The organism is Candidatus Woesearchaeota archaeon (genome assembly GCA_030651375.1).
GTDB lineage: Archaea > Nanobdellota > Nanobdellia > Woesearchaeales > UBA12501 > JAUSFM01.
Genome location: JAUSFM010000016.1, coordinates 122,291 through 146,641, shown reverse-complemented (window position 1 = coordinate 146,641; position 24,351 = coordinate 122,291). Strand labels below are relative to the sequence as shown.

Below are 24,351 nucleotides of genomic sequence, written 5' to 3'. Positions count from 1 at the left end.
TAGTATGTTCAGTCAAAGATTAATTAATTCTCATTATTTGTGACAACATTTAAAAATACAAAAATTAATTTTATCGTTATGGGAAAAGAAAGAGGTGATGGAAATACTATTCTTCTGGTAGTTCTACTTCTCATCCTCGCTGGCATGTTTTCATTTGCGCCGTCTTCGTTTCTCCCCACCGGCCTTTTGAGCCTCAATCTCCAGCTGAACCAAAACATCGGCGATGAGTACCGCACCATCACACAAGAAACATGGGATGGGCTTGCAGATGGAGTCATCTATGCCGACGGCAAAACAACGTACAGCCAGAACATTGTCTTCCGTGACCAAGCTTCCTCTGATCCCATCGAGGCGTGCAGCGTTATTTTCGGAAGGAACAACGAGGGCGAGACCAGCAATTTTCTCCACTGCAAAAAAGGTGATGACCTCTTTGAATATCGTGTTTCCTTTTCATCAGGCCTGCAAAGTACCATTGACGACCACAACCAGCTCAAGGACATTGACGACGAAAAACTCTTCCTGCTCGGCCAGGAATTTACCGTTACCCAAGCCGTGGTGACGGGCAATAACCTGAGATTGCGGCTCTCCGGTGGTGCGGTCACCAAAACAATCGAGGAGGGAAAAAGCGAAACACTCCTCATTGACGGTGTGCAGTACACGGTTACAGTTGTCACGATTTCAAACGACGCCACGCCCCGTGTGGTACTCAACATCAACGGCCAGACGAGCAAGCCACTTGAAGCGAAAAAACTCATCATACTCAACAACGGCGTACACATTCTTATCAACACTCTTCTCACCAACGAAGCCGGTGAGGGCGGCGTTGGGGATCATGTCATTCTTGCATTCGGCGGTGCCCGTTCGGTTATTCTTGAAGATACCGATTATACCGACGACAAATTCACCACGGGCAGCGTCGTGGTGAACAGCCAACAAATAAACGACGGCAAAATAAAAATTCGCGCGGTGAAAACCGGCAATCATTTTACCATTGATTCCATTGCTTACCGTCTCCGCGCTGCAGACATGACGAATGGTGATGTGTATGTTGCGTCGGGCAGCAGCATCATGGCACACCTGCGCAATCCACTCGGTCTGCTGTCGTCGGTATGGGACATCCGCTACGGTGGACTTGGTACGCTTGGCGTTGCGCGTCCGGTATCCGGTAGCATGGTAAAGTTCGACGCATCCGGCAGCGGATATCGCCTTTTGTTCACGAACAATGCCGGCCTCTCATTCACCGTTCCCCTGCTCACCATCACTGGTGGAAATCTTCGGTACGGTACTGACCGCAACGACCTGATTTTTACTGAAGGGGCAAACGCATCCGACTACAATATCGACGAGAATGATTATTTTATTGTCACCAGCAGAAGTGATGAGGGCAAGGGCACCACCCACGTGCTCCAGTTCGAGAGCATCAGCGGCCAGAACGCGGTATTTACCGACTTGAGTACTGGGACCAAAAGTGTGCCGCTGTTCCCCACTGGTGCGTTTGCATCGCTGTTTGACGACTATGTCGGGCTGAACCGAATTAAAGTGCCGCTGGAAACACTTATCGGATTCCAGACCGCAGAAGGAGATGTAAAAAAAGAATCAACACCTTCTGAACCTGTGTCCCTACCTGCTCCTGAACCGATTCCTGTTGCTGAACCATCGCCACCTGCAGTGCCAGAACCAGAGCCTGCTGTCGAGCCATCACCTGCGCCCGTTGCTGAACCTGCTCTGGCTCCTCCTGAACCAGTACCGCCGGTAGTTGAACCTGATCCTGTACTAGATAACAAAGGCGGCTACTTTGGCACGCCGGAAGAAAATGCCGCGCGCCAACAACAGATTGAAGCAGAAATACAGCAAGAAAAATTCAAACAGCAATGCGACCAAAACCTGCGCATAATTGAAACTGATTTGGGGAATATGGTTGGCGATATTGGCGTGACCGAGCGCAACGGCGAACTCTTCATGACACTCTGGGGTGCAAATACCTTTTCGCTCTGCTCTGAATTTTTCAACTTCCTTGTCGTCGAAAAAGCATTCCCGTGGTCGTCCCAAGCCATTCAAGCAGAAATAGCGCGCTGCAAAAACAGCGTGAACATCCCCCCTGGTCTGCAGCAATGCACGAACTATCAGCAGATGCTCGGCGCCGTGAATCGCTTGTGCAACGAACTCGGCGAAAAGCTGGGGGACATGAACGCCATGCAGGAGCGGCTGCTTTCAGAATATAAAAACAAATGCCTGCCGAAACTCCAACAGGATATTGATACCTGGAACGCTGCGCATGGAATGGGGCCTGCACAATTACCAGGTGGAGAGGTATCTCCTCCCGCAACATCTCCTTCTCTTACTCCACCATCCTCTACTACCACTCCTCCTGCACTGGACTCATCACCACAGACACCACCTGATACGTCACCAAATGATACATTCACCTGCTGCGAATATTGTCCTTCACTGGCTGACGGCACGCGGTTTTACTTCCCGCTCGAAGGCGGAAATTGTGAGTCATCGGCGGATGCAGTGCGGACTGATTTGACACGAGAAACATGTGTCAATCCTTTGTATGAAATCCCCCCACCATCAACATACGGCCCTGCGTGTCCTTCAAAAACAGATCTCGATCAAAAAGACAAACAGAAAAAATGTGACGAGGCGAAACAGAGTTATCTTGCACTAAAAGCGGAATACGAATCTGTTGTTCCCCAAGTGCGTACAGCGTGGGACGCGTATCAGGCATCCGGCTACAAAGACGCCGCTGCAAAATCGCAATACGATGATGTATATCGACAGGCGCACGATGTCTATTTCAACAAAATGATTCCAGCGCGTGATGAAGCGAAAAAACTATGTGATGGTGTTGTTCCTGACGCACCTGTCGAGCCCGTGCAAGAATCTGCGCCGGCACCTTCCGCAAACACTTCTGCAAACACATCGATCCTCAAAAACGAGAATTTCAGAAATGCAGAATCTACACCCCTCCATGAAATGGCTGACGAGCAGCTGAAGAGTGTTTCAAATTTGAAACTTACCGTGCCCGGCAAAGGCGGCGTGCACTTCCTCGAACCCATCGACGCGCGCGGCATTGACTTTGACAGCACAGTCAAAATCAGTTCAGGCACAGTCACGGTTGATGTTGTTGCTGTTCCTGAGCTGAACAAGCCAGCCATCTTGACCATTGAAAATCTTGCCCTCAAAAATCCATCGTTGCTTGCTGATGGCTCTATTTGTAGACAATGCAAAGATGTTCGCTACAAAGACAACACCTTGACATTCAGCGTTGAGCACTTTACCACGTTCAGCGCGGTTGAGGCGGGCGGCAAAAAAGGCACGCTCATGGTTGGCGGCCAGTCATATACCTTCTTTGTCAACACGGACAACAACAGAGTGGTAGTTGACCAGAACGCTGATGGCACGCTGGACAGCAGCTCAGTCAACATCAATGTTGCGGGCAATGGCGTGCTTGAGCTTGGAGGAGCTGGCGGAACCGTTGATGTGGTGCTGCGCACGCCGAAACGCTATCTTGAAAACAGAACAGAAGATGAAACAACCACCATCCGCGTTGCCGTGTCGGGCAGCGCTGCTGGAATTACGCTTCCCAATCTCAATACAACGTACAACAAAGCCGCGAAAACAGTTGAAGGCATGACCACCTACGGCGCGCTGTTTGTGCTGGGCTCATCACGGGATACCCATAATGACCTTATCATTACCTACCCCACGTCTCAGCGAATGGCAGGCGTGAATGTTAGGACAAGCTAAAACACCTGCTTTTTCCACAAATTTTTTAAAGGACAACCTCCCGTATATACTCAATCAATAATAAAAAAAGAAGGTGATTGTTATGAAGAAAGACACGTGTGGATCTCCAGGTTGGAAAGGATGGGCATTGCTCGTTGTGGGCGTGCTGTACCTTGCACAAGACCTCGGTTGGGGCTGGGCAAGCTGGTGGAACCTAAACTGGTGGACAGTTGCGTTCCTGCTATGGGGCCTGTGCCACGTCAGTAAAAATATGTAAATCTATTTTTTATCTTTTTTTTCTCATGGCCCAAAAAACAGCATTACGGATTGGCGCAGTCATCTTTGGAATCATTGCCTTTCTTCATATTCTCAGACTTGTCTACCAATGGGACATCATCGTTGGCACATGGTCCGTTCCCCGCTCGTTGAGCATGATTGCGGTGGCTGGGGCTATCGGAATGAGTTCTTGGTATTGGAAGTTGAGTAAATAGAAATAACTAAACGATACTATCTCACACTTCTATTAATTCAAATAACACAAAGCCAAATAATTCCCAATCCGGCAAGGCATCCCGCCGTTACAAACGGCATTGCCGGATAGAATCGGTCTTCTTTTGCAAGGTAGAGCAACAAGAACAGCGCGAGCGTTGTGGTTGCCGTGATGATAGCCGTTACCCCCAACGCCACTTCCTTAACCATGCCGATGTTCCTGATTAAATGTTCCATCACCGTGGATGAGAACAATAACGGGAATGCAATATCCCCGCCGCCGAGCACAGCATTTTTTGTCTGCTGCTGCATCGGTATCGTTTTCGGCATCTTCTTTCCTTTAGCAGGCGCAGTTTGTGTGCTGACAGATCCGGTTGGCTTTGCATAAGGAATAAACAATCCCGCAAACACGTTCGCCTTGGTCTGGAACTGTGCCATTTTTATCATATGCTTGCTTTTCCACACCGCGAACATATCATACAATGAAATAATCAGCAGCAGCACAATCACCGACGTCAAATTGAGAATTGGCAGGAAAATAATCGTAATGCCTGTATACACAAAAATTTCCGTGAGGTTATGCACCCACACATTGGGCTTGAAGACTTTCCATAATCCGAGCACCGCTGCTGCGATACCTGCAAGAGTGTAATTCACATACACGCCAAATGAAACCGCAAGCGTGCTGATGACCGCGAGCAGAAACCAGTACTTCCAGACGGTCTGCACATTGAATTTGATGAACAGAAGTATCAGCAGTGTGCCGAGCAGCACGCCCATACTGATGTAGATAAATGAATAGCTTTTCTGGCTCTCTTCCACTACCAACGGTTGGCCGAGCACGGTTTCCGGATGGACAATAATCGTCTCGCCGGTTTCACTCGTTTCTACCTTAATATGCCGGTTGACCGTCATCAAGCCAACAAACTGGGTGATGACAAATAATGCAATAATAATCAGCGTTATATACAGAGAATGCTTCATAATCCTCTCCACAGGGCTAAACTATTTAAATATTTAGATTTCCCCAATCGTATGCAGTACGCGCACAACGCAAAACTCAGTGTTTTTGTCAACGAAGGAGAATCAGAGCAAGCTATCACCACTGCGCTGAAAAACCTCTCCGGCCTTCTTGAAGACTGTTTTGCTCCAACTGAAAAAAAAGAGTTGGTCACGCTTACACGAACCGTTGCAGCGGGCTTCAATGAGAAAAAAATAATCATCCTTGAACTCGTGATACTCAAACAAAAGCACCTCAAACTCTTTTTCACCCACCTCTCCACTATTCTTTCGCCGTCAGACAAGGAACTGCTTCGCCGCCAGAAATCATCCCGCATTGACGACAGCATGTTTTTCTATGTCCGGTTCGACAAAACCCACCTGCTTCGTGATGATGTGCTGCTGACCGACGGCGGCTCGTGTTTCCACCTCAAGATCGCGCTGGCGGCATTTCCTCGAAAAAAAGAAGCAGCAGAAAAAGTGGTTGATATGCTGTTGGCTCGGTAATCTTTTTCCTTTTTCTATTCAAGAACAAAAACTATATAAAACCACACCTCCTGTCTATGTCAGAAAAGGTGATTTCATGCTTGAACGTTTCCATGCCGCGCCATTGCCCAGCAGTTTTTTTTTCATGGCAATCCTTGGCTTGTTCCTCTCTGCGCTCTATTATCACTTTGGCAAACTCTCTCCCAGTTTTGCCTTCTCATTCATGCTGGTGTTTGGCATCATGTGTGTTGCCAGCATCATATCCATGGAACGCGCGCCGGTTGAAGACATCCTTGCGCTTGACCGAAAACGCTGACTGACCAACGCTGATAAAAATACTGGGTGATGAATCAATGAAACGATCAATCAAAAATAATTTTGGTATCTTTGTTATTTTCCTGTGCGCTGTTCTCCTATTCAGCGGCTGTTCGTTTACTCCTAAAGAAAAACAAGTACCCACGCCCGCAGTGCCTGCGCCTGTAGCAGTACCTGAACCGGTGGCTCCCGTTGAAGAACCGGTTCCTGTTGAAGCCGCACCGGCAGAACAACCACATACACCTCCCATTCTAATTGAAGAACCACCTGCGCTGGTCATTGCTGAACCACAACCATCGCCTGCACCAGTTCCGCCTGTTCCACCTCCTTCTGATTCTCCATCTCCCTACACCGCCTCTGCGTCGGGCTATGCAGACGAGCGCGTTGCAAATCTTATCGAGAGCTTCAAAAAAGCAGCCAGCTACAGTTTTTACTATGCAACTTCAGAAAACTGGAACCTGCTTCGTGACCAGTATCTTGTCAAGGGCTCGAAAGTGAAAATCAAGTTGTACGAGCCCAACAGATGGGACAAACGCACCTACTTTGACACGGTCTACCTTGATTCATCGACACAGACTGCTGAAGCGTACTGCGAGTCGCATGAACAGGAGCGCTGCGGAGACCGCACCAAAAAATTCACGGTTGAATATGCCGATTACAAAACCGTATTGCCCCGTGACTGGCTTTTTTCACTTCCCTATGCCACTCAAGTTGTTGGCGGCGAGCAGGTGGAAAACCGCGCTGCCGTGATTGTTGAATACCAGCGCGCTGATGGCGCAACGGTTCGGATTTCAATCGACAAGTTTGCCGGCGTACCCCTCATGGTGCAAGTGTATAACGGTGAAATTGAAAATCTGCTTGAGCGCTACCTGTTCAAGGAGATGAGCATCAACAGCGTCAAATCATCCGACATGGTGCACACCGTCTAATCACTACAACCACTCTCTGCTCTTTTATTTTTCTTTTATTTTTTACTCTTTTTTTTATCTTCCACCATAACCTTTATATATCCTTGGTGCCAGTAGTTATATAAAAATTATATAGAAAAAAGAGGTATCGCATGAGTCTTCCATCGATGCACAAGAAGCACCGGAAAAAGCATTTTCTCATCAGTATCGTGCTTGCACTCTGTGTGGTTCTTCTTGCCGGTGCAGTTGCACTGGACTACGTCTCTGTGCCGTACACCACTGAAGAAACGTATCCTGTTGAGGAAACGTATGAGGATATCGACTTCTACAACAGCACTGAGGAGTACTCCGTTCTGATTCCTGATCTTGCGTCGGTTACCGAAGAAAAAACAATTTCAATTAACACACCACGAGATCGTTTGGAGTCCCATCCCCTACTGATTCCTGAAGGTGATTGCCTGCTCGAGCCGTATGATTACGACATCAGCTATAGCCCACCTGCCAAAGAGCACAACACGTATGACCCCGTGACCCATGCAGGTTATTTCAAGCGTGCCGTGCGCATTATGGCAACCATCTGCAATCAAGAACGAAAGACCATGAGTACTGACCTGCTCGAATGCCATTACGCCGGCGCCACAAAAGTAAGTTGCCTTGACCATCTTATTGTCCGGGTGCCGGCCAAGAGTTGCCTCAAGCGCCTGCTCGTCTGGATTACTGATTTTGACCCGCAAAAAACAATTCAGCTTGAAATGGGCGATGTTTCACGAAAATTGGTCTGCAAGAACAAGTTTATCGGTTCCAACAAAAACGCGCCTGAATACTCAGTGGTGAATTATTTCCCCTTGCTGGACGAATACCAACAATTTTCTCCGGAAAATACCCGCGTCAAGACCCGGAGCGGTTATCTCGGCACGCCAAAAAACATAGGTACGTTCGTCCCTGACGAAGTCGGCATGGCAACAACAAAGAATGTCCAAGATGTGGTGACCTACCATCAGGAAAGCCGACCCCGGAATATCACGCTCAATCGCACCATCATGAAGACGCGTTCAGTCGACAAAAAGCGCACGGTGACGAAGTCTCGGACGCTGCTTGAAGAACTACAAGCACGCTATAGCGCGTGGTGTACTGCGCGAAATATGTGTTAGCATACCTTCTCCTCTCTATTACTTCTTCTTTCTTCTCCCTCTTCTTCTCGTTCAGGCATGCGGCTCTGTAGAAAACTCGCCGCTGCGTGGCTCGGGGGCAGCGCCGGTTCGCTCCTTTGCTGTTTTTGAACGAGTGTGGCACCTCCCCGTAAGGGACGTCCCCCTCCGCAACCGCAGTTTTTATCGCTTCAACGCTCACGAAATTGGCGCTGCCCCTATCTTTTCTACAGAACCAGGCATGCACAAACTTTAAATAACCCCTCATTGTTTTTGGCTGTATGAGACAACACACATCCTTTTTCATTGCTCTTCTCCTAATCAGTATGCTGCTTCTGTCAGGCTGCCTGAATCTCTACCCAGCGTATGGCGGCACTGAAGTGCGTGCCTCGCCAAAATATGAGCTCACCAAAACTGACCTGTTTGCAAAAAAAGACTGGAAAGGCACCGACGTTTCTGTTTTTGGCGTTCAGCTGGGCGACACCAAAGAGGATGCCATCAAAAAGCTTGGCGCGCCTGACTTGAGCAGAGATTTTGGCAACGCTACCAACTTTGAATACAACAAAGGCCTTGCCATGCCGCATACTGGCTTGTTGTTTCACTTTGTCAACAACAAGCTCACACGCATCACGATCAAAGAGCCGTTCAACCGTTTTCTCGCAAATGCCACCCACATTGGCCGTGTATATAAAGAGGAAATGTACCGGACGTATGGCGCTCCATCAAAACTTAATCTGCTCAGCCACTTCACGACCTACACGTACGAGCAGCAGGGATTGGAAATTTTCCTTTCCGGAAAAAAACTCGACGGCTTCAGTTTTGTGCTTCCGGAAGCAATCCGAGAATTTGAGTCGATTGCTGCCGCACTGAAAAATCGGACGTCTGGTGTTGATATGGAACAGATACGCATGAACGTGTTCCATGAGAATGATTCTTTAAACGCTTCTTAATCGTCGTACCGACCTCTTACCAATTTCTTATTTCTTACACTCCTTTCTTTTCTTCCCGCAACGCCGTCGGCGAGCCGCCGCCGTGCCAGGTGAACCGCGGGCGAACCTGCATCATATATAAGCGTTCGTTAGTGTCGTCAAACAGCATTGCAGAGCCTTTCATACGCGGTAGGTTGTTCAGTTGCACGTCAAGGCCTTCACGCATGTAGCTCTGCATGAGCATGCCAAGTGCATCCACATCAAGCTTTGCCGTAATGCGGTGGCTGAGTACGGTGTCTGACTGCGTCATGACATCCGTGTGAATTTTTCCCGGCTGCTGCGTCGCGAGAATCAGCGAAATGCCCGGCTGGCGGCCTTCACGCAGAATAGTGACCAACGGGTCCGTTGCCGGATTTTTTCCTTCACGAGGAAGAAACTCATGCGCCTCGTCAATAACCAGCCATACGAGCGGCATGTCCATTTTTTCTTTTGCCACATCCTCAGTAAAATAATGAATCGCGCTTTTGACTGATTTGAACTCTTCTATTTTTCGAGCAAGCATGCGGTACACAAACAATTTTTGGGCAACAAGGCCAACAATAAGGTGCTTGATTTTCCAACCCGACGGCATAGTGGCGTAACAGCTGACATCCAAGACCGAAACCATACCAGCCATGGCGAGCTGGCTTAAGGGCGTTCCCTCGCCGTGCTCAGCAAATACTCCCCATCCTTTGCACGTCAGAAAACGATTGATTGCCGCGTCCTTGGTGGTCTGGTCAGTGTGCTCATCCTTTTGAAGTGCTTTGATAATATCATCGACGGTAAACCGGATTCCATTTTCCTGAAGGTCATGAATAATACGCTCAACCAGCACACCAACCGGTTCATTCGGGCTCATCTCAAACGTCATCTGCCAGTCAGAAGCGTCAAGCTCAAACGCGTTGATGGAAAATGGAAAATCAGTTGGAATTCCTTCTTTTTTGTACTGGTCGTAATATTTATACGGCGTAAAAATCTTGACGTCGAGCGCTTTGGGCTTAAAGTTCCATTCAGCAAGCAGGAGCTCATCCTGTTTGTTCGGGTACTTCATCGTCCAATAAATACCCATAGTGTCGAGAAGGATAAATGAAAGGTTTTGTTTTATTTTCGGCGCAAGGTCTGCCATGCCTTCAGAAATCGCGCCCATAGTGTACGATTTTCCCCCACCACGCTTACCGCAGATAAACACAACGTGCGCATGGGTTACGTCGAGGTGGATATTATTAGCGAGCGACGTGGTTCTGCCCATTTGAATGTATTGCCTGCCCAGCAGGACAGTGCCTTCAGTGCCGAATTTAGCCCGCTCTTTTTCATCTCGCCCGATAATAATATCATACATACCCCGTATTGGCTTTTTTGCTCATATAAATCTTTGTTAGTATAACGGAGTAGTAATCAAGAATTATAAAGAATGTGCGCTTGCTGGAGCGTATGAAAGAAGAAATCAGCGCCGTGGACCTTTCCTTTATTGTCCAAGAGCTTCAGCAGCTCGTTGAGTCAAAAATCGACAAAGTGTTCATGCCCGTGCGTGCAGAACTGCTCTTCATATTTCACAAGACTGGACACGGCAAGTTTTTGCTGCGCGTGCTGCCGGGAAAAATGCTGTATCTCACCTCAACAAAGTTCAAAAATCCACCGGAGCCCCACGGTTTCTGCATGTACCTCCGCAAACAGCTTGAGCAAGCTCGAGTAACGTTTGTTGCGCAAAAGGGCTTTGAGCGCATCGTCGAAATCGGCTTTGAAATAAAACAAGACAACAAGGTGCTTCAGCGCACGCTTGCCCTTGAGCTCTACAGCAAGGGAAATGTTATTCTCCTTGACGAAAAAGAGGTTATCATGTCTCCCTGGGAAGTGCAGGAGTGGAAAGAGCGCAGCGTCAAAAAAGGCGAACCATACACGATCCCTGCACGCGGGTACAATATGTTTACCCTCACGCCGCAGGATCTTGTCCAGCTCATGCGAGATACCACCCAGGACGCAATCGTCAAGGCCCTTGCCACTGACCTCGGTGTCGGCGGTGCGTACGCCGAAGAAATGTGCATCCGAGCACAGGTGCGCAAGACTATTCGGCCGCTTGACGCGACGTCAGCAGACCTCCAGCATCTCTTTGAAGGTATCGAAGCAGTGCGCAGCGCATCGCTTGATCCGCGCATTGTCTTCAAGCTTGGCACCCCGTATGCGGTTACGCCGTTTCCCTTCCAACTCTACGAAGGCCTTGATTCAGTTCCGGTTGCCACGTTCAACCACGGGCTCGACGAGGTGTTCACCAAGCACCTGCTTGAAAAATCAACAGAAAAACAGCGTGTCCAATCGAATCAGGACTTGCTGAAAACGCAAAAAATTGTTGAAGCGCAGGAATTACAAGTTGGCAACCTCCGTGCCGCAGTCGAAGAAAACCAGCGCAAAGGCGAATTGATTTACCACAATTATGCACTGGTCAAGAACATTCTCGACGTCATCACCGCGGCGCGCAAACAGAAGTCGTGGGATGAGGTCAAAAAAATCTACAAAAACAACGACGTTGTAACGGCGATTGACGAAAAAAACGGCACCGTGGTGATTGAGTTGGGATTCGGATAGTTAGCAGTTTCAATCGTTGGTTTCTATTTGTCCGCCTGCCACGAGTATGCGTTCCGGCGCTGCCGAAAACCTTCCAAAACAATCTTTTTTGCGCTCAGAGCGCAAAAAAGCTTGAGCAAAAATGTGTCGCCTACGCTACGTTCGGCGGCACGGCGCTTTACGCAAAATAACCCCCTCTCTTATGTCGTCGAAAGAACAAACAGTTTCGGTAGGGGCGGAATAATTCCGGATTTCTGGCTCTTTTTCGCAAATCTTCCGGCCGAGCCGAAAACATTACGGCAGTGTCGGAATTCTTCCGAATTTTTCTGGGAAACGCTTATTAATCCATGTATCTCTCGTTTTGTAAACTCGCTGCGCGGAGTAAACACATGGCAAAAAAACAAAAACAACATGAAAACACCTATGAAAAGTATGAAGAGCAGAACAAGGAAAAGCTGGCGAAGATGCCGCACATCGAGTCAAAGATTTTCAAGAGCAAGAGCGGTGACTATGTGGTGCACCGCACCGTGATCACTGACATCCGGCCGACATCATACTATGAGAAAGTGATGGAAGGCGACGCGGGTGACGATGACGAAGAAAAAGGGCGGGACCGCCACGGATTTCGGCTGTTCAAGCTGTAAATTCTTTGTTTTTTTATTTTTTTTGATTAATTAGCCATTATAATAAAAAGCTTTAAATATTATAACAGGTTTACTCATGGAAGAACAATGGATTCAAGATAAACTGAACATGATCGATCGAAAAGAAGTGCCGATCGGTTATAGCAATCATCTGCTTTACGAACGGCTGTCAGATATCCAGGAAATCGATTTGTTTGATGTCGTTGTTCGCGAAGGAAGCATCGTTCCTCATAGATCAAATGCCAAGCTCAGTCGCATTTGTTTCAAAAAATATTTTAAGGAATACAACAAAACATATTTTGTCATCACCGACATAAAACCGAACATACTACGAATCATCACGAGGTTTTGGAAACATGGAAATGCGTAAAAAAGAATATCCCTGTAATTGTGGAGGAACTATCACCGTTGGAGAAGTTCCTTTCATGGAATTTTTGATACCTGGCTATCAATGTACTCGCTGTAAAGAGATTACCTTCTCGCGTTCACAAGCTGAATATGCTTTGGAACTTAAAAAAGCCAACCAGCACATTCACTCCTCCCGCAAAATCATCAAAGTCGGCTCATCCATCGCTGCGCTGCTGCCGAAAAAACTTACGGCGTACGGCGTGAAGCCAGGAATGGTCAGCGAGATTTGCGTGCTGGGGCCACGGTCGCTGCAGCTGAAGTTTAACAAGGATTTATTTTAACTTTTTTTATGTTCTCCGGCTTCTCTTCCCGGAACCCACACTGCTTGCAATATTTTATTGTGTAGAATCCATCAGCAAACTTATGCTGGCCTTCATGGAGCTTTTCCTTGCATTCAGGGCAGACGGTGAGCATGAACTATGTTTTGTTTGTTCTTTTTTAAATTTTGTTGAAATGATATTAATTTCCTTCTATCAAACGTGTTGATGGCGAGCCAATCTCTCGCTGTTGTGGCACCAACGCATTTCGTATGTGGTCATACGTCTCTTCGAGCTCTCTTTCTTTGTCCTTTCTAACTTCTTGACATGGTTTAAGGTCGCGCCAATCAATTTTCCATCCATTCTTTGTTCTTTTCAGTTTATAATCATTCATATTTATCATCACATAATCTACCTGTCTTTGTTCCTCAATATATACTTCCCCTTTTTTCTTCCAAAGTTGACACGCATAGAGAAATTTTGTGTGTGTATCATAAGCACTTATTTCAAAAGGGCTTGTTTCTGAAAAACTTCCTTCTCCAAGCAATTCATCTAACAAATTCCCAATATCAGTTACGCTTATCATTTGTATCTGTTTTTTGGCTCTGTATTTAAGCTTTTCCGAAATGTTTATCTACTTGTTATTTGTATCTGTCCCTATGTTTAAAAAACGCTCGATTCCGGTACATCGCGTTGTCGATGGCGCTCATGTCACGTTGTATCCTGAAATACCCCGTTGGCAAGAAATGTTCTATGCTAAAAAAGCAGCTTTGCTCGGAGACTCGGCGCCCTCTATCTCAGGGCTTGTTGCTCCTCACCTGTTTTCATCCTCGTCAACACTTGAGCAACGTGCAGTGCAGGGGTCGTTTCATGATAGTGTTCATTCTGCTCATTCGCTTGCCCTTCTTGGCCGTCCATCGCTTTACGAACGCACACTCTATAAATACGCATGTGCAGGTATTTTTACAATAATGGGCCTTTCCGCGCTTGCATCAATTACTGATTACCAAGGAGGCTCGCCGGTCAAAGGCGCTGTCCAATTTTTCACGATTCTTACGGGAAGCCTTGCCGCCGGTTTTTTTCGCGCAGACTCTCTCACTCGGCACTACGCGTCGGTGCCTGTTGAGGAACGCCACGTGAGTCACCTGGGCTAATGCGTAAACTTTATAATCTCAACGTGCTCTCATTACTTTTATGAACTGGACCAAACTCATATCAGTGTTGATCATCGTTCTCCTCTACATCCCAATGGTATTCTTAGGTGCCAATGTCTTTTTCCCGCAATATACCGGCACGCATTCCTATTATCAGCCATCGATTGACTGCTACAACAAATATCCCTATCCTGCGCGGCCGGAAGACGGCACTGAAGCGCTGCGCGGCGACATTTCAGAAAAACAGCGCGTGTGCCAGCAGCAAAACCAGCAGGAACAGGAGAAATGGGAGCAGGAAAAACTGCAGTATGAAGGAACAAAGTACGTTTTCATCACCCTCTTTAACCTCGTCGTTCTGTTAGGGGCAGTGTTTATTCCTGCACTGAAAGACAGCGTCTCCATGGGGCTGTTTTTGGGAAGCATCGCAACGACGTTTGGCGCGACCATCCGCTACTTTGACACGCGCAGCAAACTTGGATTCATTATACTCGTGGTGACGTTCCTGCTGATGGTCTATTTCATCAATAAAAAGAAAGATACCTTCATAAACTGGAAGGGAAAATAAATCTGTTTCTCAATCTGTCTTACTGGGCAAACACTCGCTGAACATCTTCAGTAATTCTGGCAACGGCTGCATCAATGTTTCGTTCGCGTACAGCATACGCCTGATAGGTTCTGCGCTGTTCTGCATCACGGTACACCACCAGTGCCGGCAGCACAATGTTTTGGCCTTCATCATTGAAATCACGGGCTGATTCATACGCAACAAAATACGCTTGGGGAAATGCAGCAACAAGCTTCTGCACCACGCGTGCAAGCCCAACCGAACTGGGGCTATTATCGTGCATGAACACCACCATATCTGCGTGTGTTCTTCTCAAATCAAGATAGTCACCAACACCAACCGCTTTTTCAATTGGCACACCTTCAAGAATATCATCGACCGTATAATTCGGCACTGAACACACTCGGTTGGCTGCTGGCTCGGGATTCTGGCCATACGGCGTAGTGCGGTCTATTCCCCTAATAGCGCCCATGCCGATGAGTGCTATGGCTCCATACAGTGCTGTTTTTCTTTTTCTCTTGTTCAACTTCTCAGCGAGCATGCAACCACTCCGAAAAGGCCTTGCTTTTAAACCTATCGCCCAAAAAGGCAAAATCTTATAAATCACCGTATAATTCCGTCGTTCGGAGGTTTTGCTCATGGTTACCAGTGAATCAGAAGGTATTGTTCGAGTCAACTATATTGGTTGGGTAAAAGAACAGCTAAGCCAAGACTTCGCCGAGATGTGGAGTTCTGATATAATAATCCACGCTGAACGCCTGATTGTTGGTTCGGTTGTTTCTGCTTCAGAGCGCCGCGTGTTTTCCGACGTTTCACCACAGTCAGACACGAAAACAGGAAGCATCGGATTTCTTGATTACCGCGTTCTTGCAGTGCACGATCGCCAATCGGCTCCAACAGAGCCTCAACGATATGAGGCGAAAACCGTTGCCGAAGTTATCCGCATCGGCATCGAGCCAGAATTCAGGCGTCAAGGATACGGCCTTGCATTGGTGGAAGCACTTGCTACACGTATGGAGCGTCGCGGTGTTGATTTTCTGGTGAGCGAAGATGCAACAGAAACACGCTTCCCTGAGCTCCGGTCTATGGCTCAACTTGGCTTTGTGAAGGATTCACGTTTCTACAAGCCCGGTGTTCCTGCAGGAATGCCTCATTCAGGAAATCTAAGCGTCATGTATTACGAAAATACAGCACGCTTGCCGTTGAGAATTCCTGACCGTCCAGAATAATTTTTTTAATTATTTTTAACTATTCAGTATCATTTTGGTACACTTCTTTTTGTTGTTTTAGAAAAAAAGGTGAACAGCTTTCCCGGGTTCCCGCACGGAGTGCAGTACAACCGGAAACGGAGGCGTTCTTGACTGCCGGGTTCGGAATGGGACCGGGTAGGACCACGCCCCTATGGCCGTTCAAGATGAACAACAACGAGGGGGTATTTAAAAGTTGTGTTTTTGAGCTCATTAAATTTAAATACCCCTTGGTACCACCGTGGTCAAATGATCAACCGAGCAGTCATCCTTGCAGGGGGCCTTGGAACCCGTCTCCGGCCTATAACCTACGAGATTCCAAAAGCGCTTATTCCGGTACATGGCAGGCCATTAACCGAGCACCTTATTGACCTGCTTAAAAAGCACGGCGTCACCAATGTCACGCTGGCAGTCGGCCACATGCGGGACAAAATTCGTGCGCACTTTCAAAACGGCGAAAAGCTCGGCATTGCGTTGGATTATATTGAAGAGACCGAGCCGGTGGGCACCGGCGGCCCGCTGCTGCTCGGCAAGCACCTGCTCACCGAAACATTCATCTGCTCCAACGGCGATGAGCTGAAAAAAATCGACATTCAAAAAATGCTCGCGCTCCACAAAAAAAATAACGCGCTTGTCACCATCGCGCTGGTGCGTGTCGAAGACCCCAGCCAGTACGGCGTTGCGCGCTTTGAAGGAGAACGCATCCTTGAGTTTGTTGAAAAGCCAGCCCGCGAACAAGCGCCGAGCAATCTCATCAGCTCGGGGTTTTACATTATGGAGCCCGACGTACTGAAGTACATCAGCCCGGGCTTTTGCATGCTCGAAAAAAGTGTGTTTCCAAAACTTGCGGGCGAAGGAAAACTATTTGGGTTTGTATCGGACGGCCAATGGTTTGACACCGGCACCATGGAACGCTATGAAAAAGCGATTAAAGAATGGGAAGACATTTGTTAGGCATTCGGCGTTCGGTAGTCGCTCGTCGGCATAGTGGGGGTTTACGATGAATCACATCCATACAATACTCACCAAAGCAAAGGAAGAAGGGAAACTGCCCAGCATCAAAGTATTCAACAGAATCGACGGGCCGGGCTCCAGCCTTGACCTGCGTATGTTCCAGCAATCATTTTGGCACCTTACTGATATTCCTGCAAATCCGCATGCCGATCCGAAAATGGAATGGAGCAACACGTTTCCACGCACCGTTGGCATTTCCATTTCTGTTGGCACGGAAATTACTGCGGTGCCCATCGAGTTGGGCAAGCTGGGTGTTGAGAGTATTGATTTTGGATTTAGTTACATCTACAACAAAGACGCCATTCCTCCGACGAGAGAAAACTGGCTGCTGCGCATCATGGACACATTCAATCTCGACGGCGTGAAATTCATCGTAAAAAACGAGCGCCCGGAATTAAAATCTGCAGGACTCGGCGGCAGTGCGGCCGTTACGGTCGGTGTTTGTTTGCTTGCCAACAAGCTGACTGGCAACCGATTTACCAATCATCAAATCATCGGCATGGCCTCAATGATTGAGCATGATCTCGGCGTCAGCATCACGGGCACGCAGGAACAATCCGCTGCGGTGTTCGGCGGCATTCGCGACTATGTCTGGTTTCCGTGGGGCATTCCCGGGCAGGACAACTTCTACGGCACCTCCATCAGACAAGAACTGCTCAAGCCCGAGGACTACGCAGACGTGCGCAGCAGAATGGACATTTATTTTACCCACGAACGGTACAGCGCCGACACCAACGCCAAATGGCACGACGAACTGCGCAAAGTAAATGGATTCAAGCTCCACAAGAAAAAATGCGAGCTCGCGTATAATTTTCGCGAAGCGCTGCGCAACAAGCACTGGCATGCCATGGTTGACGCGATTAACGAATATAGAAATATCCGTGTCCAGCTCTGCGCCAGCTACATGGTCGAGTCGCACAAAAAATTACAGGCCATGGCAGAACGCCACAATTGCACCACGTTTCCACTCGGCGCAGGCGGCGGTAGCGTGCTTGTCTTTTCACCCAATCCAGAAAATCTTGCAAAAATGCGCAGTGAAGCAATGGAAGAATTCAACTATGTCGACTATACCATTATGGACAAAGGCCATGTTTTTCACCACACAGAATCGTTTGAGCAGGCGAACCAATGAATCTGCCAACGCATGCTGAAGCGCTTGCGCTCTTTGAAACGTACGCCGTGCCGTCAAACATTTTCAGCCACTGCAAAAAAGTGTGCGAGGTCGGCACGTTTTTGGCGCAGGAACTCAAAAAAAAAGGAATGGCAGTCAACGTTGAATTGGTTTCACGCGCCTGCCTCCTGCATGATTTGATGAAAGCAGTCGTCTTTGAAAACATCAGCACGCCAAATCCTACACTCAATTTTTATCCAACTCCTGCACAGATTGCGATGCACGCTCAGCTCCGCAAAAAATACGCTGGCATGCACGAAGACGCCATTGCGTACGAAATCCTGCATACCAACTATCCTGAATTGGCAGCTATCATTCGTGGCACCAAAGATGCAAACGGTGAGCACGACACTGCGCGCATGTCCATCGAAGAAAAAATAAAATGGTACAGCGACTGGCGCGTATTTATTGACACGATTGTCACCATCGATGAGCGCGCTGCAGAGGCCTACGAACGGAAAAAAGCAAGGCTTTCAAAAATCCTGCCGAAATGGACGCATGAAATCGAAAAAGCAAAACAAGTTGAACAAGAACTTTTTGCGCACATTGATTTTCCACCAGAAAAATTAAAGGACATGATCCCATGAAAACAGTCATCTTTGACATGGACGGCGTCATTGTGGAAAGCGAAGACTTCCACTGCGATGCATGGATTAAAACCTACACAGCCATCGGCATACCGATTGACCGAACTTATTATTTTTCAAAAATATGCGGCAAGCACGGGCTCGTCAGCACGCGGCTTGTGCTCGAAGAATTCAACCACCTCTCAAAAGAAGATGTGCAATTCCGTGAGCTCCTCATCATGAAAAAAGACCATCTTGCCGGCGACATGATGCGCGGCACGATTCAGCCACGGAATGGCGTTGTTGCACTCATCCACCAGCTTTCCACCGGCGGGTACAAGCTCGGTTTGGGTAGCACCACGAGCATGGTTGCCGTCAATGCGGTTCTTTCCACGCTGAATATCGACGACAAATTCAATGTCATCATCGGCGGCGAAGGCGTCAAAGTTGGAAAACCACATCCTGAAGTGTACCTCAAAATTGCCCACCTGCTGGAAGAAGATCCGTATCACTGTGTGGTTATTGAAGACTCAAAGACCGGCATCACCGCGGCAAAAAGCGCCGGCATGAAATGCATTGCCATCCTCAATTCACGCAACACTGCAGAAGAGCTCCAACATGCCGACCTGATTGCCGGCTCATTTTCCGAAATAACGCCTGAGGTTATTGAACGCCTATGAAACAAACAAAATTATTCGGGACATCAGGTATTCGTGGCTATGCAGAATCAACTTCGGCACAGGATTATATCTCTCTGACTGATAGTTTCTGTTATGCCATCACGCGCGCCTTTCTCGCCTACGCAGCGCCGCAGTCGCGCAAAGGCGTTTTTGCTATCGGCATGGACCTGCGGCCGAGCAGTCCGCACATCAAGGACGCCGTGATACAAGCCATTACCGACGAAGGATGTGATGTTTCGTTTCAGGGAATTACGCCAACACCCGCGATTGCGTACTATGTCAAGGAAAAAAAATGTGCCGGCGGCATCATGATTACCGGCAGCCACATTCCTGAACACATGAATGGGATTAAATTTTTCTTACCATCTGGCGAGATATTAAAAGATGACGAGACGGCACTTGAAAAAATCTATGCCGAGCTTGAACATATTACCCCTCTGGTGCGAGCAAATGCAGTGGCTGAATCATCAGATGCAAACTCGCTGTACACTGAATTGCTGCGCAAGCACGCAGTCAAAATCACCCACACCAAACAGCGGCCATTCAACGGGTTGACCGTTGTGGTTGATGCACGAAACAGTTGCCAATCGTTTGTTATCCCCGGCGTTCTCCGGTTGCTCGGAGCGACGGTGCATGAACTGCCTCCTGCTACTGGTTTTATCGCCGTTGACACGGAAAAACTAACAGGCCATCCAGAACTTGCCGCAGCGCTCAAGGAACACAACGCCGATGTCGGGGTAGTGTATGACGGCGACGGCGACCGTGTTGTTTTCTATCAAAAAGACGGCACACTTATTGTGCCGGATGTTATCTGCACGCTCATTGCACGCAACCCTTCCTTTGAAGCGATTGTCACACCGATTAATGTTTCCTCAGTTATTGACTGCCTGAACAAAGAAGTTTTCCGCACCAAAGTTGGCGCGCCGTATGTTGTTTCCCAGATGAAACAGCTTCTTTCTGAAGGCACCAAATGTTTCGGCTTTGAAAGTAACGGCGGCAGTATTTTTGGTGAGTATCATTTTAGCCGAGATGGCGGCATACCGACGATAGAAGTGCTCAACTGGCTTCGCCACCGCCCGCTGCACGAGGTGCGCAAGGACGTACCAGTGTACCATCAGCTCAAAGATAAATTTGATTGTGCATCTTCATTGAATGAGTCGATTTTAGAGCGTTGCCAGCACGAGTTTATTGCCAAATTTGACGACCATGTTGCCGGTGTTGAAACCATGGACGGCGTCAAGGTGCTGTTCAAAAACAACGCATGGATATTATTCCGGCCGTCCCAGAACGCTCCTGAATTCCGCATCTTCACCGAGGCGCGGACGAAAGAACAAGCAGAATATTTAATGAACATGGGCAGTGACTTTGTTAAAAACAGCATGGTGCACGAATGAAAATTACAATTATCGGCACGGGCTACGTTGGACTGGTTTCGGGAGCGTGCTTGGCAAACTTCGGCAACGATGTTGTGTGTTTAGATATTGACGCTGACAAAATTGCGAAACTGAATTCCGGTGTGATTCCTATCTACGAGCCTGGGCTGAAGGATTTGGTCCTTGCCAATGTCCAGAAGAACCGTCTGGTATTCACCACAAATAAACAGCAGGCCATTGAGCACGGCGACGTTATTTTTGTTGCGGTTGGAACGCCGTCAAATCTTGACGGCAGTGTTGACCTGCGGTTTGTGGATGCGGTTGCTGCTGACATTGGAGTCTATATCAACGAATACAAGGTTGTTGTGAATAAAAGCACAGTACCAGTGGGCACGGCTGCACGAGTTAAAAAGCTCATTCAAGAAAAACAAAAAGACATGGGCTCTTCCTATTCGTTTGATGTTGTTTCCAATCCAGAATTTTTACGCGAAGGCGCAGCGGTGCATGATTTCCAAAACCCCGACCGCGTTGTTATTGGCTCTGATTCTGATACTGCACGTGAGCTTATGAAACAGCTGTATTCCGCCATTGAGCGGGTGGGGAAACCGATTATTTTTACTGACATTCCAACCGCAGAGATGATAAAATATGCGTCAAACGCCATGTTAGCTACGCGTATTTCTTTTATGAATGAGATTTCACGGCTGTGCGAGAAGGTCGGGGCTGATGTCAAAGAAGTTGCCCGCGGCATGGGGCTGGATACCCGCATTGGTTCACGGTTTTTGCAGGCCGGTGCGGGCTACGGTGGCTCGTGTTTTCCGAAAGACGTGCGTGGCATTATTGATATGGCGCGTTCGCACGATGTTGATTTCAAATTATTGAAGGCAGTTGATGCGGTGAATGAGGAGCAAAAACAAAGCTTATTGCCGAAGATTAAGGAACTCGTTGGCGATGTACGCGGCAAAAAAATTGCAGTATGGGGATTGGCGTTTAAGCCGAAAACAGATGATATTCGTGAAGCGCCATCACTTGTTTTGATTGACCAACTCTTGAAAGAAGGCGCTTCTGTTTCTGTCTTTGACCCTGAAGCCATGGAACATGTCAAAAAAATATACGGCGACAAAATACGATATGGAACTGACCCATATGACGCGCTTTCCGGCGCTGACTGCCTGGTTGAGATGACTGAATGGGATGAATTTAGAGAACCGGACTTTGAGAAGATGAAACAGATGATGAAACAGCACTGTGTTGTTGACGGCAGAAATGTGTGGGAACCAACCACGATGAAGGAGAAGGGATTTAAGTATGTGGGGGTTGGGAGATAGATAAAAAATCATGCGCTCTTTTCTATGAACTGTATACTCTCTAACTACAAACATTTATATATCAAAAGATATCATTTACTATCTCTCGTTGCGGGAGTCCAGTCATGGACATTTCCCGTTATACTCTTGAACTTCGATGGCATGTATTGGATCGCGCAATTCAACGCGGAATAGATCCTGATCTTATTCAAGATACACTCTATAAAGGGCGTGTTGAACGATACGGCAAACATGGAGTTAAATTTATCAGTCAAGGAAAGCGAACTATTATCTGTGTTGGGCAGATTATCAGCACCAAACTCGTCATTTTCACTATAGAACAAGGAAACTAACATGAAAAAATGCCATGACTGCGGCGGAATAATGAAAGAACGGCGAACATTCACGCCAGACAATATTCCGTACCGCTATTTTCACTGCGCACGCTGTGGTGAAGGCATCGTGAATATGGAACAGCTCCACGAGGTCGCCACCATCTACCGCACTCTCAAAAAGTATCACGTCAAAATTTCAAAATGGGGCATGAGCCTCGGCGTGCGCATTCCCAAAGAGCTTGCAGAAAAATATAAGCTAAAAAACAACGAAGAATTAATTCTGATTCCTGATAAAGACGGAATTAAAATGGTGCCGGCTTAATTTATCTCTGGATTGGCGCAAACACGGGCGCTTCTTCGTTGCCGGAGGTGAAACTGGTTTGGTCTTCAAAGTTCTCCAATCGCTCTTAATAATTTTTCATTTCCGTGTACTAACTTGTTAAACCGTTCAAGTTCTTCCCGTACGATCTTCAATCTAATGGTATCGTCTAAATTCTCTGATTTTGCCATAGTTAATCCACTCCTTTATTTCTTCGTCTGAATAATATCCTTCCCGAATCCCTCGCATAATTGTTGCAGAGGAGGGTTCATCCTTAATTCCCCACGTTCCTTTGTTTATTGCTATAAACTCTTTTGTCACAATGAACGCTGTTCTTCTATTGCCACTCGCAAACGGATGTTTTTTAACCAAACCCTTTACTAAAACCACTGCTTTATCATACAGATCTCCTTCTTTTTCTTCACACTCGCTCACTATTCTTCTAATTCCAGCCATATCTAATACTTGGCCTTTATCTGCTTTTTTAACTTTAACCAACGCAAGTACGAGAAGATTATATTCAACAATTCTTTCAGCGCTGGGGTATATCAATTTGACCATATTCTCTTTCTAAAGAATCAGCCTATTTAAATAATTCGGTTTTTACGCTTATCTCTGTATCGGCGCGAAGATGGGTGCTTCTTCGTCGCTGGGGGTTTAATAACAATCCCTGCAATAATTATTCCGCCCAGTTTCTCTTACACACTTTTCACACACATACTTTCGGCAACGTTTACACACATATTCGTCTCCTTCTTTTAGCTCACTATCACAGCTACAACACACTTTGGTCATCTTTATACCTTCTCCCCACATTCCCCGCAATATTTAGCTGACTTATTCACCTGATTGCCACATTGTTCGCAATATGCGGTTGAATTCGTTGAATGGTAAACTTTCTTTGCTACTCCTGCAGTAGCTCCTCCAGTGAGTCCTGCAATTATTGCAGCTATACCAACAGCAAAGAATGGAACGGCAAATAACCAACCAATTAATGGGATCATTAACAACATCAAACCGATAATTCCAAAAAATACTCCAGCTGTAACACCCAAGCCTGCTATCCATGAACCGAGTCCCATATTCTCCTCCTAATCTTTTTAAGTATTAAAATTTTACTAATTGGATTAAGCAGCGTAATAATATTGAACATTTCCAGCCCATTTATTATACACGGTAGCTTGCTTAGTAACTGATCTTTCTTTTTGTACGTTTCTATGCTTTGTTATTTCTCTCTGTTTGGGCACTTGTCTGTACTTCAAAACATCTTTTGTTTTTTGTTCTGTTCTATATTTCAGAACATCTCTTTCTTTCTGTTGTGTTTTATATTTTAAAACGCTTTGACATTCTTCTCGATAAAGAGCATTTTCATCGCCACTAAACAAGGCAGTTATTCCCCTCACAACTAATTCACCAGTACTTGTCGGAAGTTCTTTACGGCAATCTTCGTCTGTGTAAGGGACTTGATCAGTATAATGCTCTTTGTCTGTATAAGGTACTTCCTCAGTGTAATATTCTTTATCCATATACGGTTCCCAATCAAGATAAGTTTCTGTAGCTGTATAAGGTTCTTGTACAGTGTATGCTTCAACTGCACTATAAGGAAAAGGAATAGCAAACACTAATATGCTTGCTGCTATAAGAAAGATTATTCCGCCAACAACATAACTTGTTTTACCCATAATCAACACCAAACTTAAGTGTCAC

At 47.1% G+C, this 24,351-nt stretch carries 31 protein-coding genes and 1 rRNA gene; 23 read left to right on the top strand and 9 right to left on the bottom strand.

Annotation, left to right across the window (positions count from 1 at the left end; translation table 11 throughout):
* Positions 1-78 precede the first annotated feature (78 nt).
* The 3 genes from Q7R76_06780 (at position 79) to Q7R76_06770 (ending at position 4,223) form a co-directional block, all read left to right on the top strand.
* Positions 79-3,753, top strand: coding sequence for a hypothetical protein (locus tag Q7R76_06780; GenBank protein ID MDO8643251.1), 3,675 nt, complete (start codon positions 79-81; stop codon positions 3,751-3,753).
* 82 nt (positions 3,754-3,835) lie between these two features.
* Positions 3,836-4,009: a hypothetical protein gene (locus tag Q7R76_06775; GenBank protein MDO8643250.1), complete on the top strand. Its 174-nt coding sequence runs from the start codon at positions 3,836-3,838 to the stop codon at positions 4,007-4,009.
* Positions 4,010-4,034: 25 nt separating this feature from the next.
* Complete coding sequence (locus tag Q7R76_06770; protein MDO8643249.1) at positions 4,035-4,223, top strand: hypothetical protein; 189 nt, start codon at positions 4,035-4,037, stop codon at positions 4,221-4,223.
* 37 nt (positions 4,224-4,260) lie between these two features.
* Here the strand turns inward: Q7R76_06770 and Q7R76_06765 are convergent, their stop codons facing one another.
* Positions 4,261-5,205, bottom strand: coding sequence for a presenilin family intramembrane aspartyl protease (locus tag Q7R76_06765; protein MDO8643248.1), 945 nt, complete (start codon positions 5,203-5,205; stop codon positions 4,261-4,263).
* Between the two features lie 51 nt (positions 5,206-5,256).
* On the opposite strand from Q7R76_06765, the gene Q7R76_06760 reads away from it, so the two are divergent.
* The 5 genes from Q7R76_06760 (at position 5,257) to Q7R76_06740 (ending at position 9,027) form a co-directional block, all read left to right on the top strand.
* Complete coding sequence (locus Q7R76_06760) at positions 5,257-5,727, top strand: RNA-binding domain-containing protein (GenBank protein ID MDO8643247.1); 471 nt, start codon at positions 5,257-5,259, stop codon at positions 5,725-5,727.
* Positions 5,728-5,803: 76 nt separating this feature from the next.
* Positions 5,804-6,022, top strand: coding sequence for a hypothetical protein (locus Q7R76_06755; GenBank protein ID MDO8643246.1), 219 nt, complete (start codon positions 5,804-5,806; stop codon positions 6,020-6,022).
* A 37-nt stretch (positions 6,023-6,059) separates the two neighbouring features.
* Positions 6,060-6,950 carry a hypothetical protein gene (locus Q7R76_06750; GenBank protein MDO8643245.1) on the top strand — a complete coding sequence of 297 codons (891 nt, stop codon included), beginning with the start codon at positions 6,060-6,062 and terminating at the stop codon, positions 6,948-6,950.
* 131 nt (positions 6,951-7,081) lie between these two features.
* A complete protein-coding gene (locus Q7R76_06745) occupies positions 7,082-8,080 on the top strand; it encodes a hypothetical protein (protein ID MDO8643244.1) in 999 nt (332 codons plus the stop codon).
* Between the two features lie 278 nt (positions 8,081-8,358).
* A complete protein-coding gene (locus Q7R76_06740) occupies positions 8,359-9,027 on the top strand; it encodes a hypothetical protein (GenBank protein ID MDO8643243.1) in 669 nt (222 codons plus the stop codon).
* Between the two features lie 34 nt (positions 9,028-9,061).
* Here the strand turns inward: Q7R76_06740 and Q7R76_06735 are convergent, their stop codons facing one another.
* On the bottom strand, positions 9,062-10,384 hold the full coding sequence (locus tag Q7R76_06735; GenBank protein MDO8643242.1) for an ATP-binding protein: 1,323 nt from the start codon (positions 10,382-10,384) through the stop codon (positions 9,062-9,064).
* Between the two features lie 92 nt (positions 10,385-10,476).
* Between Q7R76_06735 and Q7R76_06730 the strand changes: the two genes are divergently transcribed.
* The 4 genes from Q7R76_06730 to Q7R76_06715 all read left to right on the top strand — a co-directional run bounded on the left by Q7R76_06730 (position 10,477) and on the right by Q7R76_06715 (position 12,937).
* Positions 10,477-11,625, top strand: a complete 1,149-nt coding sequence (locus tag Q7R76_06730; protein ID MDO8643241.1) for an NFACT family protein — start codon at positions 10,477-10,479, stop codon at positions 11,623-11,625.
* Between the two features lie 368 nt (positions 11,626-11,993).
* A complete protein-coding gene (locus Q7R76_06725) occupies positions 11,994-12,248 on the top strand; it encodes a hypothetical protein (protein ID MDO8643240.1) in 255 nt (84 codons plus the stop codon).
* A gap of 76 nt (positions 12,249-12,324) precedes the next feature.
* Positions 12,325-12,618 carry a hypothetical protein gene (locus Q7R76_06720; GenBank protein MDO8643239.1) on the top strand — a complete coding sequence of 98 codons (294 nt, stop codon included), beginning with the start codon at positions 12,325-12,327 and terminating at the stop codon, positions 12,616-12,618.
* Positions 12,605-12,937 (top strand): hypothetical protein, encoded by a 333-nt coding sequence (locus Q7R76_06715; GenBank protein ID MDO8643238.1) that lies wholly within the window; start codon positions 12,605-12,607, stop codon positions 12,935-12,937. The genes Q7R76_06720 and Q7R76_06715 overlap by 14 nt, the downstream gene beginning before the upstream one ends.
* Here Q7R76_06715 and Q7R76_06710 read toward each other — a convergent pair.
* A complete protein-coding gene (locus Q7R76_06710; GenBank protein MDO8643237.1) occupies positions 12,918-13,070 on the bottom strand; it encodes a hypothetical protein in 153 nt (50 codons plus the stop codon). The two genes, Q7R76_06715 and Q7R76_06710, sit on opposite strands and share 20 nt — an antisense overlap.
* A 45-nt stretch (positions 13,071-13,115) precedes the next feature.
* Complete coding sequence (locus Q7R76_06705) at positions 13,116-13,499, bottom strand: hypothetical protein (protein ID MDO8643236.1); 384 nt, start codon at positions 13,497-13,499, stop codon at positions 13,116-13,118.
* Positions 13,500-13,572: 73 nt separating this feature from the next.
* On the opposite strand from Q7R76_06705, the gene Q7R76_06700 reads away from it, so the two are divergent.
* Entirely contained in the window at positions 13,573-14,067 is a 495-nt protein-coding gene (locus Q7R76_06700; protein MDO8643235.1) for a hypothetical protein, read from the top strand.
* Between the two features lie 40 nt (positions 14,068-14,107).
* Positions 14,108-14,632 carry a hypothetical protein gene (locus Q7R76_06695; protein MDO8643234.1) on the top strand — a complete coding sequence of 175 codons (525 nt, stop codon included), beginning with the start codon at positions 14,108-14,110 and terminating at the stop codon, positions 14,630-14,632.
* A gap of 19 nt (positions 14,633-14,651) precedes the next feature.
* Here Q7R76_06695 and Q7R76_06690 read toward each other — a convergent pair whose 3' ends face one another.
* On the bottom strand, positions 14,652-15,173 hold the full coding sequence (locus tag Q7R76_06690; protein ID MDO8643233.1) for a hypothetical protein: 522 nt from the start codon (positions 15,171-15,173) through the stop codon (positions 14,652-14,654).
* Between the two features lie 97 nt (positions 15,174-15,270).
* Between Q7R76_06690 and Q7R76_06685 the strand changes: the two genes are divergently transcribed.
* Positions 15,271-15,861: a GNAT family N-acetyltransferase gene (locus Q7R76_06685; GenBank protein ID MDO8643232.1), complete on the top strand. Its 591-nt coding sequence runs from the start codon at positions 15,271-15,273 to the stop codon at positions 15,859-15,861.
* Between the two features lie 68 nt (positions 15,862-15,929).
* On the opposite strand, the gene rrf is transcribed toward Q7R76_06685, so the two are convergent.
* A 5S ribosomal RNA gene (rrf, locus tag Q7R76_06680) occupies positions 15,930-16,045 on the bottom strand.
* A gap of 83 nt (positions 16,046-16,128) precedes the next feature.
* On the opposite strand from rrf, the gene Q7R76_06675 reads away from it, so the two are divergent.
* From Q7R76_06675 to Q7R76_06640, 8 genes are all read left to right on the top strand, one after another.
* On the top strand, positions 16,129-16,833 hold the full coding sequence (locus Q7R76_06675; GenBank protein MDO8643231.1) for a nucleotidyltransferase family protein: 705 nt from the start codon (positions 16,129-16,131) through the stop codon (positions 16,831-16,833).
* Positions 16,834-16,879: 46 nt separating this feature from the next.
* Entirely contained in the window at positions 16,880-18,025 is a 1,146-nt protein-coding gene (locus Q7R76_06670; protein ID MDO8643230.1) for a GHMP kinase, read from the top strand.
* Complete coding sequence (locus Q7R76_06665; protein ID MDO8643229.1) at positions 18,022-18,651, top strand: HDIG domain-containing protein; 630 nt, start codon at positions 18,022-18,024, stop codon at positions 18,649-18,651. The genes Q7R76_06670 and Q7R76_06665 overlap by 4 nt, the downstream gene beginning before the upstream one ends.
* Complete coding sequence (locus Q7R76_06660; GenBank protein MDO8643228.1) at positions 18,648-19,310, top strand: HAD family phosphatase; 663 nt, start codon at positions 18,648-18,650, stop codon at positions 19,308-19,310. The genes Q7R76_06665 and Q7R76_06660 overlap by 4 nt, the downstream gene beginning before the upstream one ends.
* Positions 19,307-20,704, top strand: a complete 1,398-nt coding sequence (locus Q7R76_06655) for a hypothetical protein (protein ID MDO8643227.1) — start codon at positions 19,307-19,309, stop codon at positions 20,702-20,704. Before Q7R76_06660 ends, Q7R76_06655 begins: the two co-directional genes overlap by 4 nt.
* Positions 20,701-22,011 (top strand): UDP-glucose/GDP-mannose dehydrogenase family protein, encoded by a 1,311-nt coding sequence (locus Q7R76_06650; protein MDO8643226.1) that lies wholly within the window; start codon positions 20,701-20,703, stop codon positions 22,009-22,011. The genes Q7R76_06655 and Q7R76_06650 overlap by 4 nt, the downstream gene beginning before the upstream one ends.
* Before the next feature lie 146 nt (positions 22,012-22,157).
* On the top strand, positions 22,158-22,343 hold the full coding sequence (locus Q7R76_06645) for a hypothetical protein (protein ID MDO8643225.1): 186 nt from the start codon (positions 22,158-22,160) through the stop codon (positions 22,341-22,343).
* 1 nt (position 22,344) lies between these two features.
* The gene (locus tag Q7R76_06640) at positions 22,345-22,647 is read left to right on the top strand and encodes an AbrB/MazE/SpoVT family DNA-binding domain-containing protein (GenBank protein ID MDO8643224.1); all 303 of its coding nucleotides are present in this window, start codon (positions 22,345-22,347) and stop codon (positions 22,645-22,647) included.
* Between the two features lie 153 nt (positions 22,648-22,800).
* On the opposite strand, the gene Q7R76_06635 is transcribed toward Q7R76_06640, so the two are convergent.
* The 3 genes from Q7R76_06635 to Q7R76_06625 all read right to left on the bottom strand — a co-directional run bounded on the left by Q7R76_06635 (position 22,801) and on the right by Q7R76_06625 (position 24,326).
* On the bottom strand, positions 22,801-23,205 hold the full coding sequence (locus Q7R76_06635) for a Fic family protein (GenBank protein ID MDO8643223.1): 405 nt from the start codon (positions 23,203-23,205) through the stop codon (positions 22,801-22,803).
* Between the two features lie 236 nt (positions 23,206-23,441).
* Complete coding sequence (locus Q7R76_06630) at positions 23,442-23,726, bottom strand: zinc ribbon domain-containing protein (protein ID MDO8643222.1); 285 nt, start codon at positions 23,724-23,726, stop codon at positions 23,442-23,444.
* A 45-nt stretch (positions 23,727-23,771) separates the two neighbouring features.
* Positions 23,772-24,326: a hypothetical protein gene (locus Q7R76_06625; GenBank protein MDO8643221.1), complete on the bottom strand. Its 555-nt coding sequence runs from the start codon at positions 24,324-24,326 to the stop codon at positions 23,772-23,774.
* Positions 24,327-24,351: the final 25 nt, after the last annotated feature.

Bases quoted from the DNA above. Each gene is read 5' to 3' on its own strand.
- Q7R76_06780 (MDO8643251.1), top strand. From the start codon at position 79: ATGGGAAAAGAAAGAGGTGATGGAAATACTATTCTTCTGGTAGTTCTA.
- Q7R76_06775 (MDO8643250.1), top strand. From the start codon at position 3,836: ATGAAGAAAGACACGTGTGGATCTCCAGGTTGGAAAGGATGGGCATTG.
- Q7R76_06770 (MDO8643249.1), top strand. From the start codon at position 4,035: ATGGCCCAAAAAACAGCATTACGGATTGGCGCAGTCATCTTTGGAATC.
- Q7R76_06765 (MDO8643248.1), bottom strand. From the start codon at position 5,205: ATGAAGCATTCTCTGTATATAACGCTGATTATTATTGCATTATTTGTC.
- Q7R76_06760 (MDO8643247.1), top strand. From the start codon at position 5,257: ATGCAGTACGCGCACAACGCAAAACTCAGTGTTTTTGTCAACGAAGGA.
- Q7R76_06755 (MDO8643246.1), top strand. From the start codon at position 5,804: ATGCTTGAACGTTTCCATGCCGCGCCATTGCCCAGCAGTTTTTTTTTC.
- Q7R76_06750 (MDO8643245.1), top strand. From the start codon at position 6,060: ATGAAACGATCAATCAAAAATAATTTTGGTATCTTTGTTATTTTCCTG.
- Q7R76_06745 (MDO8643244.1), top strand. From the start codon at position 7,082: ATGAGTCTTCCATCGATGCACAAGAAGCACCGGAAAAAGCATTTTCTC.
- Q7R76_06740 (MDO8643243.1), top strand. From the start codon at position 8,359: ATGAGACAACACACATCCTTTTTCATTGCTCTTCTCCTAATCAGTATG.
- Q7R76_06735 (MDO8643242.1), bottom strand. From the start codon at position 10,384: ATGTATGATATTATTATCGGGCGAGATGAAAAAGAGCGGGCTAAATTC.
- Q7R76_06730 (MDO8643241.1), top strand. From the start codon at position 10,477: ATGAAAGAAGAAATCAGCGCCGTGGACCTTTCCTTTATTGTCCAAGAG.
- Q7R76_06725 (MDO8643240.1), top strand. From the start codon at position 11,994: ATGGCAAAAAAACAAAAACAACATGAAAACACCTATGAAAAGTATGAA.
- Q7R76_06720 (MDO8643239.1), top strand. From the start codon at position 12,325: ATGGAAGAACAATGGATTCAAGATAAACTGAACATGATCGATCGAAAA.
- Q7R76_06715 (MDO8643238.1), top strand. From the start codon at position 12,605: ATGGAAATGCGTAAAAAAGAATATCCCTGTAATTGTGGAGGAACTATC.
- Q7R76_06710 (MDO8643237.1), bottom strand. From the start codon at position 13,070: ATGCTCACCGTCTGCCCTGAATGCAAGGAAAAGCTCCATGAAGGCCAG.
- Q7R76_06705 (MDO8643236.1), bottom strand. From the start codon at position 13,499: ATGATAAGCGTAACTGATATTGGGAATTTGTTAGATGAATTGCTTGGA.
- Q7R76_06700 (MDO8643235.1), top strand. From the start codon at position 13,573: ATGTTTAAAAAACGCTCGATTCCGGTACATCGCGTTGTCGATGGCGCT.
- Q7R76_06695 (MDO8643234.1), top strand. From the start codon at position 14,108: ATGAACTGGACCAAACTCATATCAGTGTTGATCATCGTTCTCCTCTAC.
- Q7R76_06690 (MDO8643233.1), bottom strand. From the start codon at position 15,173: ATGCTCGCTGAGAAGTTGAACAAGAGAAAAAGAAAAACAGCACTGTAT.
- Q7R76_06685 (MDO8643232.1), top strand. From the start codon at position 15,271: ATGGTTACCAGTGAATCAGAAGGTATTGTTCGAGTCAACTATATTGGT.
- Q7R76_06675 (MDO8643231.1), top strand. From the start codon at position 16,129: ATGATCAACCGAGCAGTCATCCTTGCAGGGGGCCTTGGAACCCGTCTC.
- Q7R76_06670 (MDO8643230.1), top strand. From the start codon at position 16,880: ATGAATCACATCCATACAATACTCACCAAAGCAAAGGAAGAAGGGAAA.
- Q7R76_06665 (MDO8643229.1), top strand. From the start codon at position 18,022: ATGAATCTGCCAACGCATGCTGAAGCGCTTGCGCTCTTTGAAACGTAC.
- Q7R76_06660 (MDO8643228.1), top strand. From the start codon at position 18,648: ATGAAAACAGTCATCTTTGACATGGACGGCGTCATTGTGGAAAGCGAA.
- Q7R76_06655 (MDO8643227.1), top strand. From the start codon at position 19,307: ATGAAACAAACAAAATTATTCGGGACATCAGGTATTCGTGGCTATGCA.
- Q7R76_06650 (MDO8643226.1), top strand. From the start codon at position 20,701: ATGAAAATTACAATTATCGGCACGGGCTACGTTGGACTGGTTTCGGGA.
- Q7R76_06640 (MDO8643224.1), top strand. From the start codon at position 22,345: ATGAAAAAATGCCATGACTGCGGCGGAATAATGAAAGAACGGCGAACA.
- Q7R76_06635 (MDO8643223.1), bottom strand. From the start codon at position 23,205: ATGGTCAAATTGATATACCCCAGCGCTGAAAGAATTGTTGAATATAAT.
- Q7R76_06630 (MDO8643222.1), bottom strand. From the start codon at position 23,726: ATGGGACTCGGTTCATGGATAGCAGGCTTGGGTGTTACAGCTGGAGTA.
- Q7R76_06625 (MDO8643221.1), bottom strand. From the start codon at position 24,326: ATGGGTAAAACAAGTTATGTTGTTGGCGGAATAATCTTTCTTATAGCA.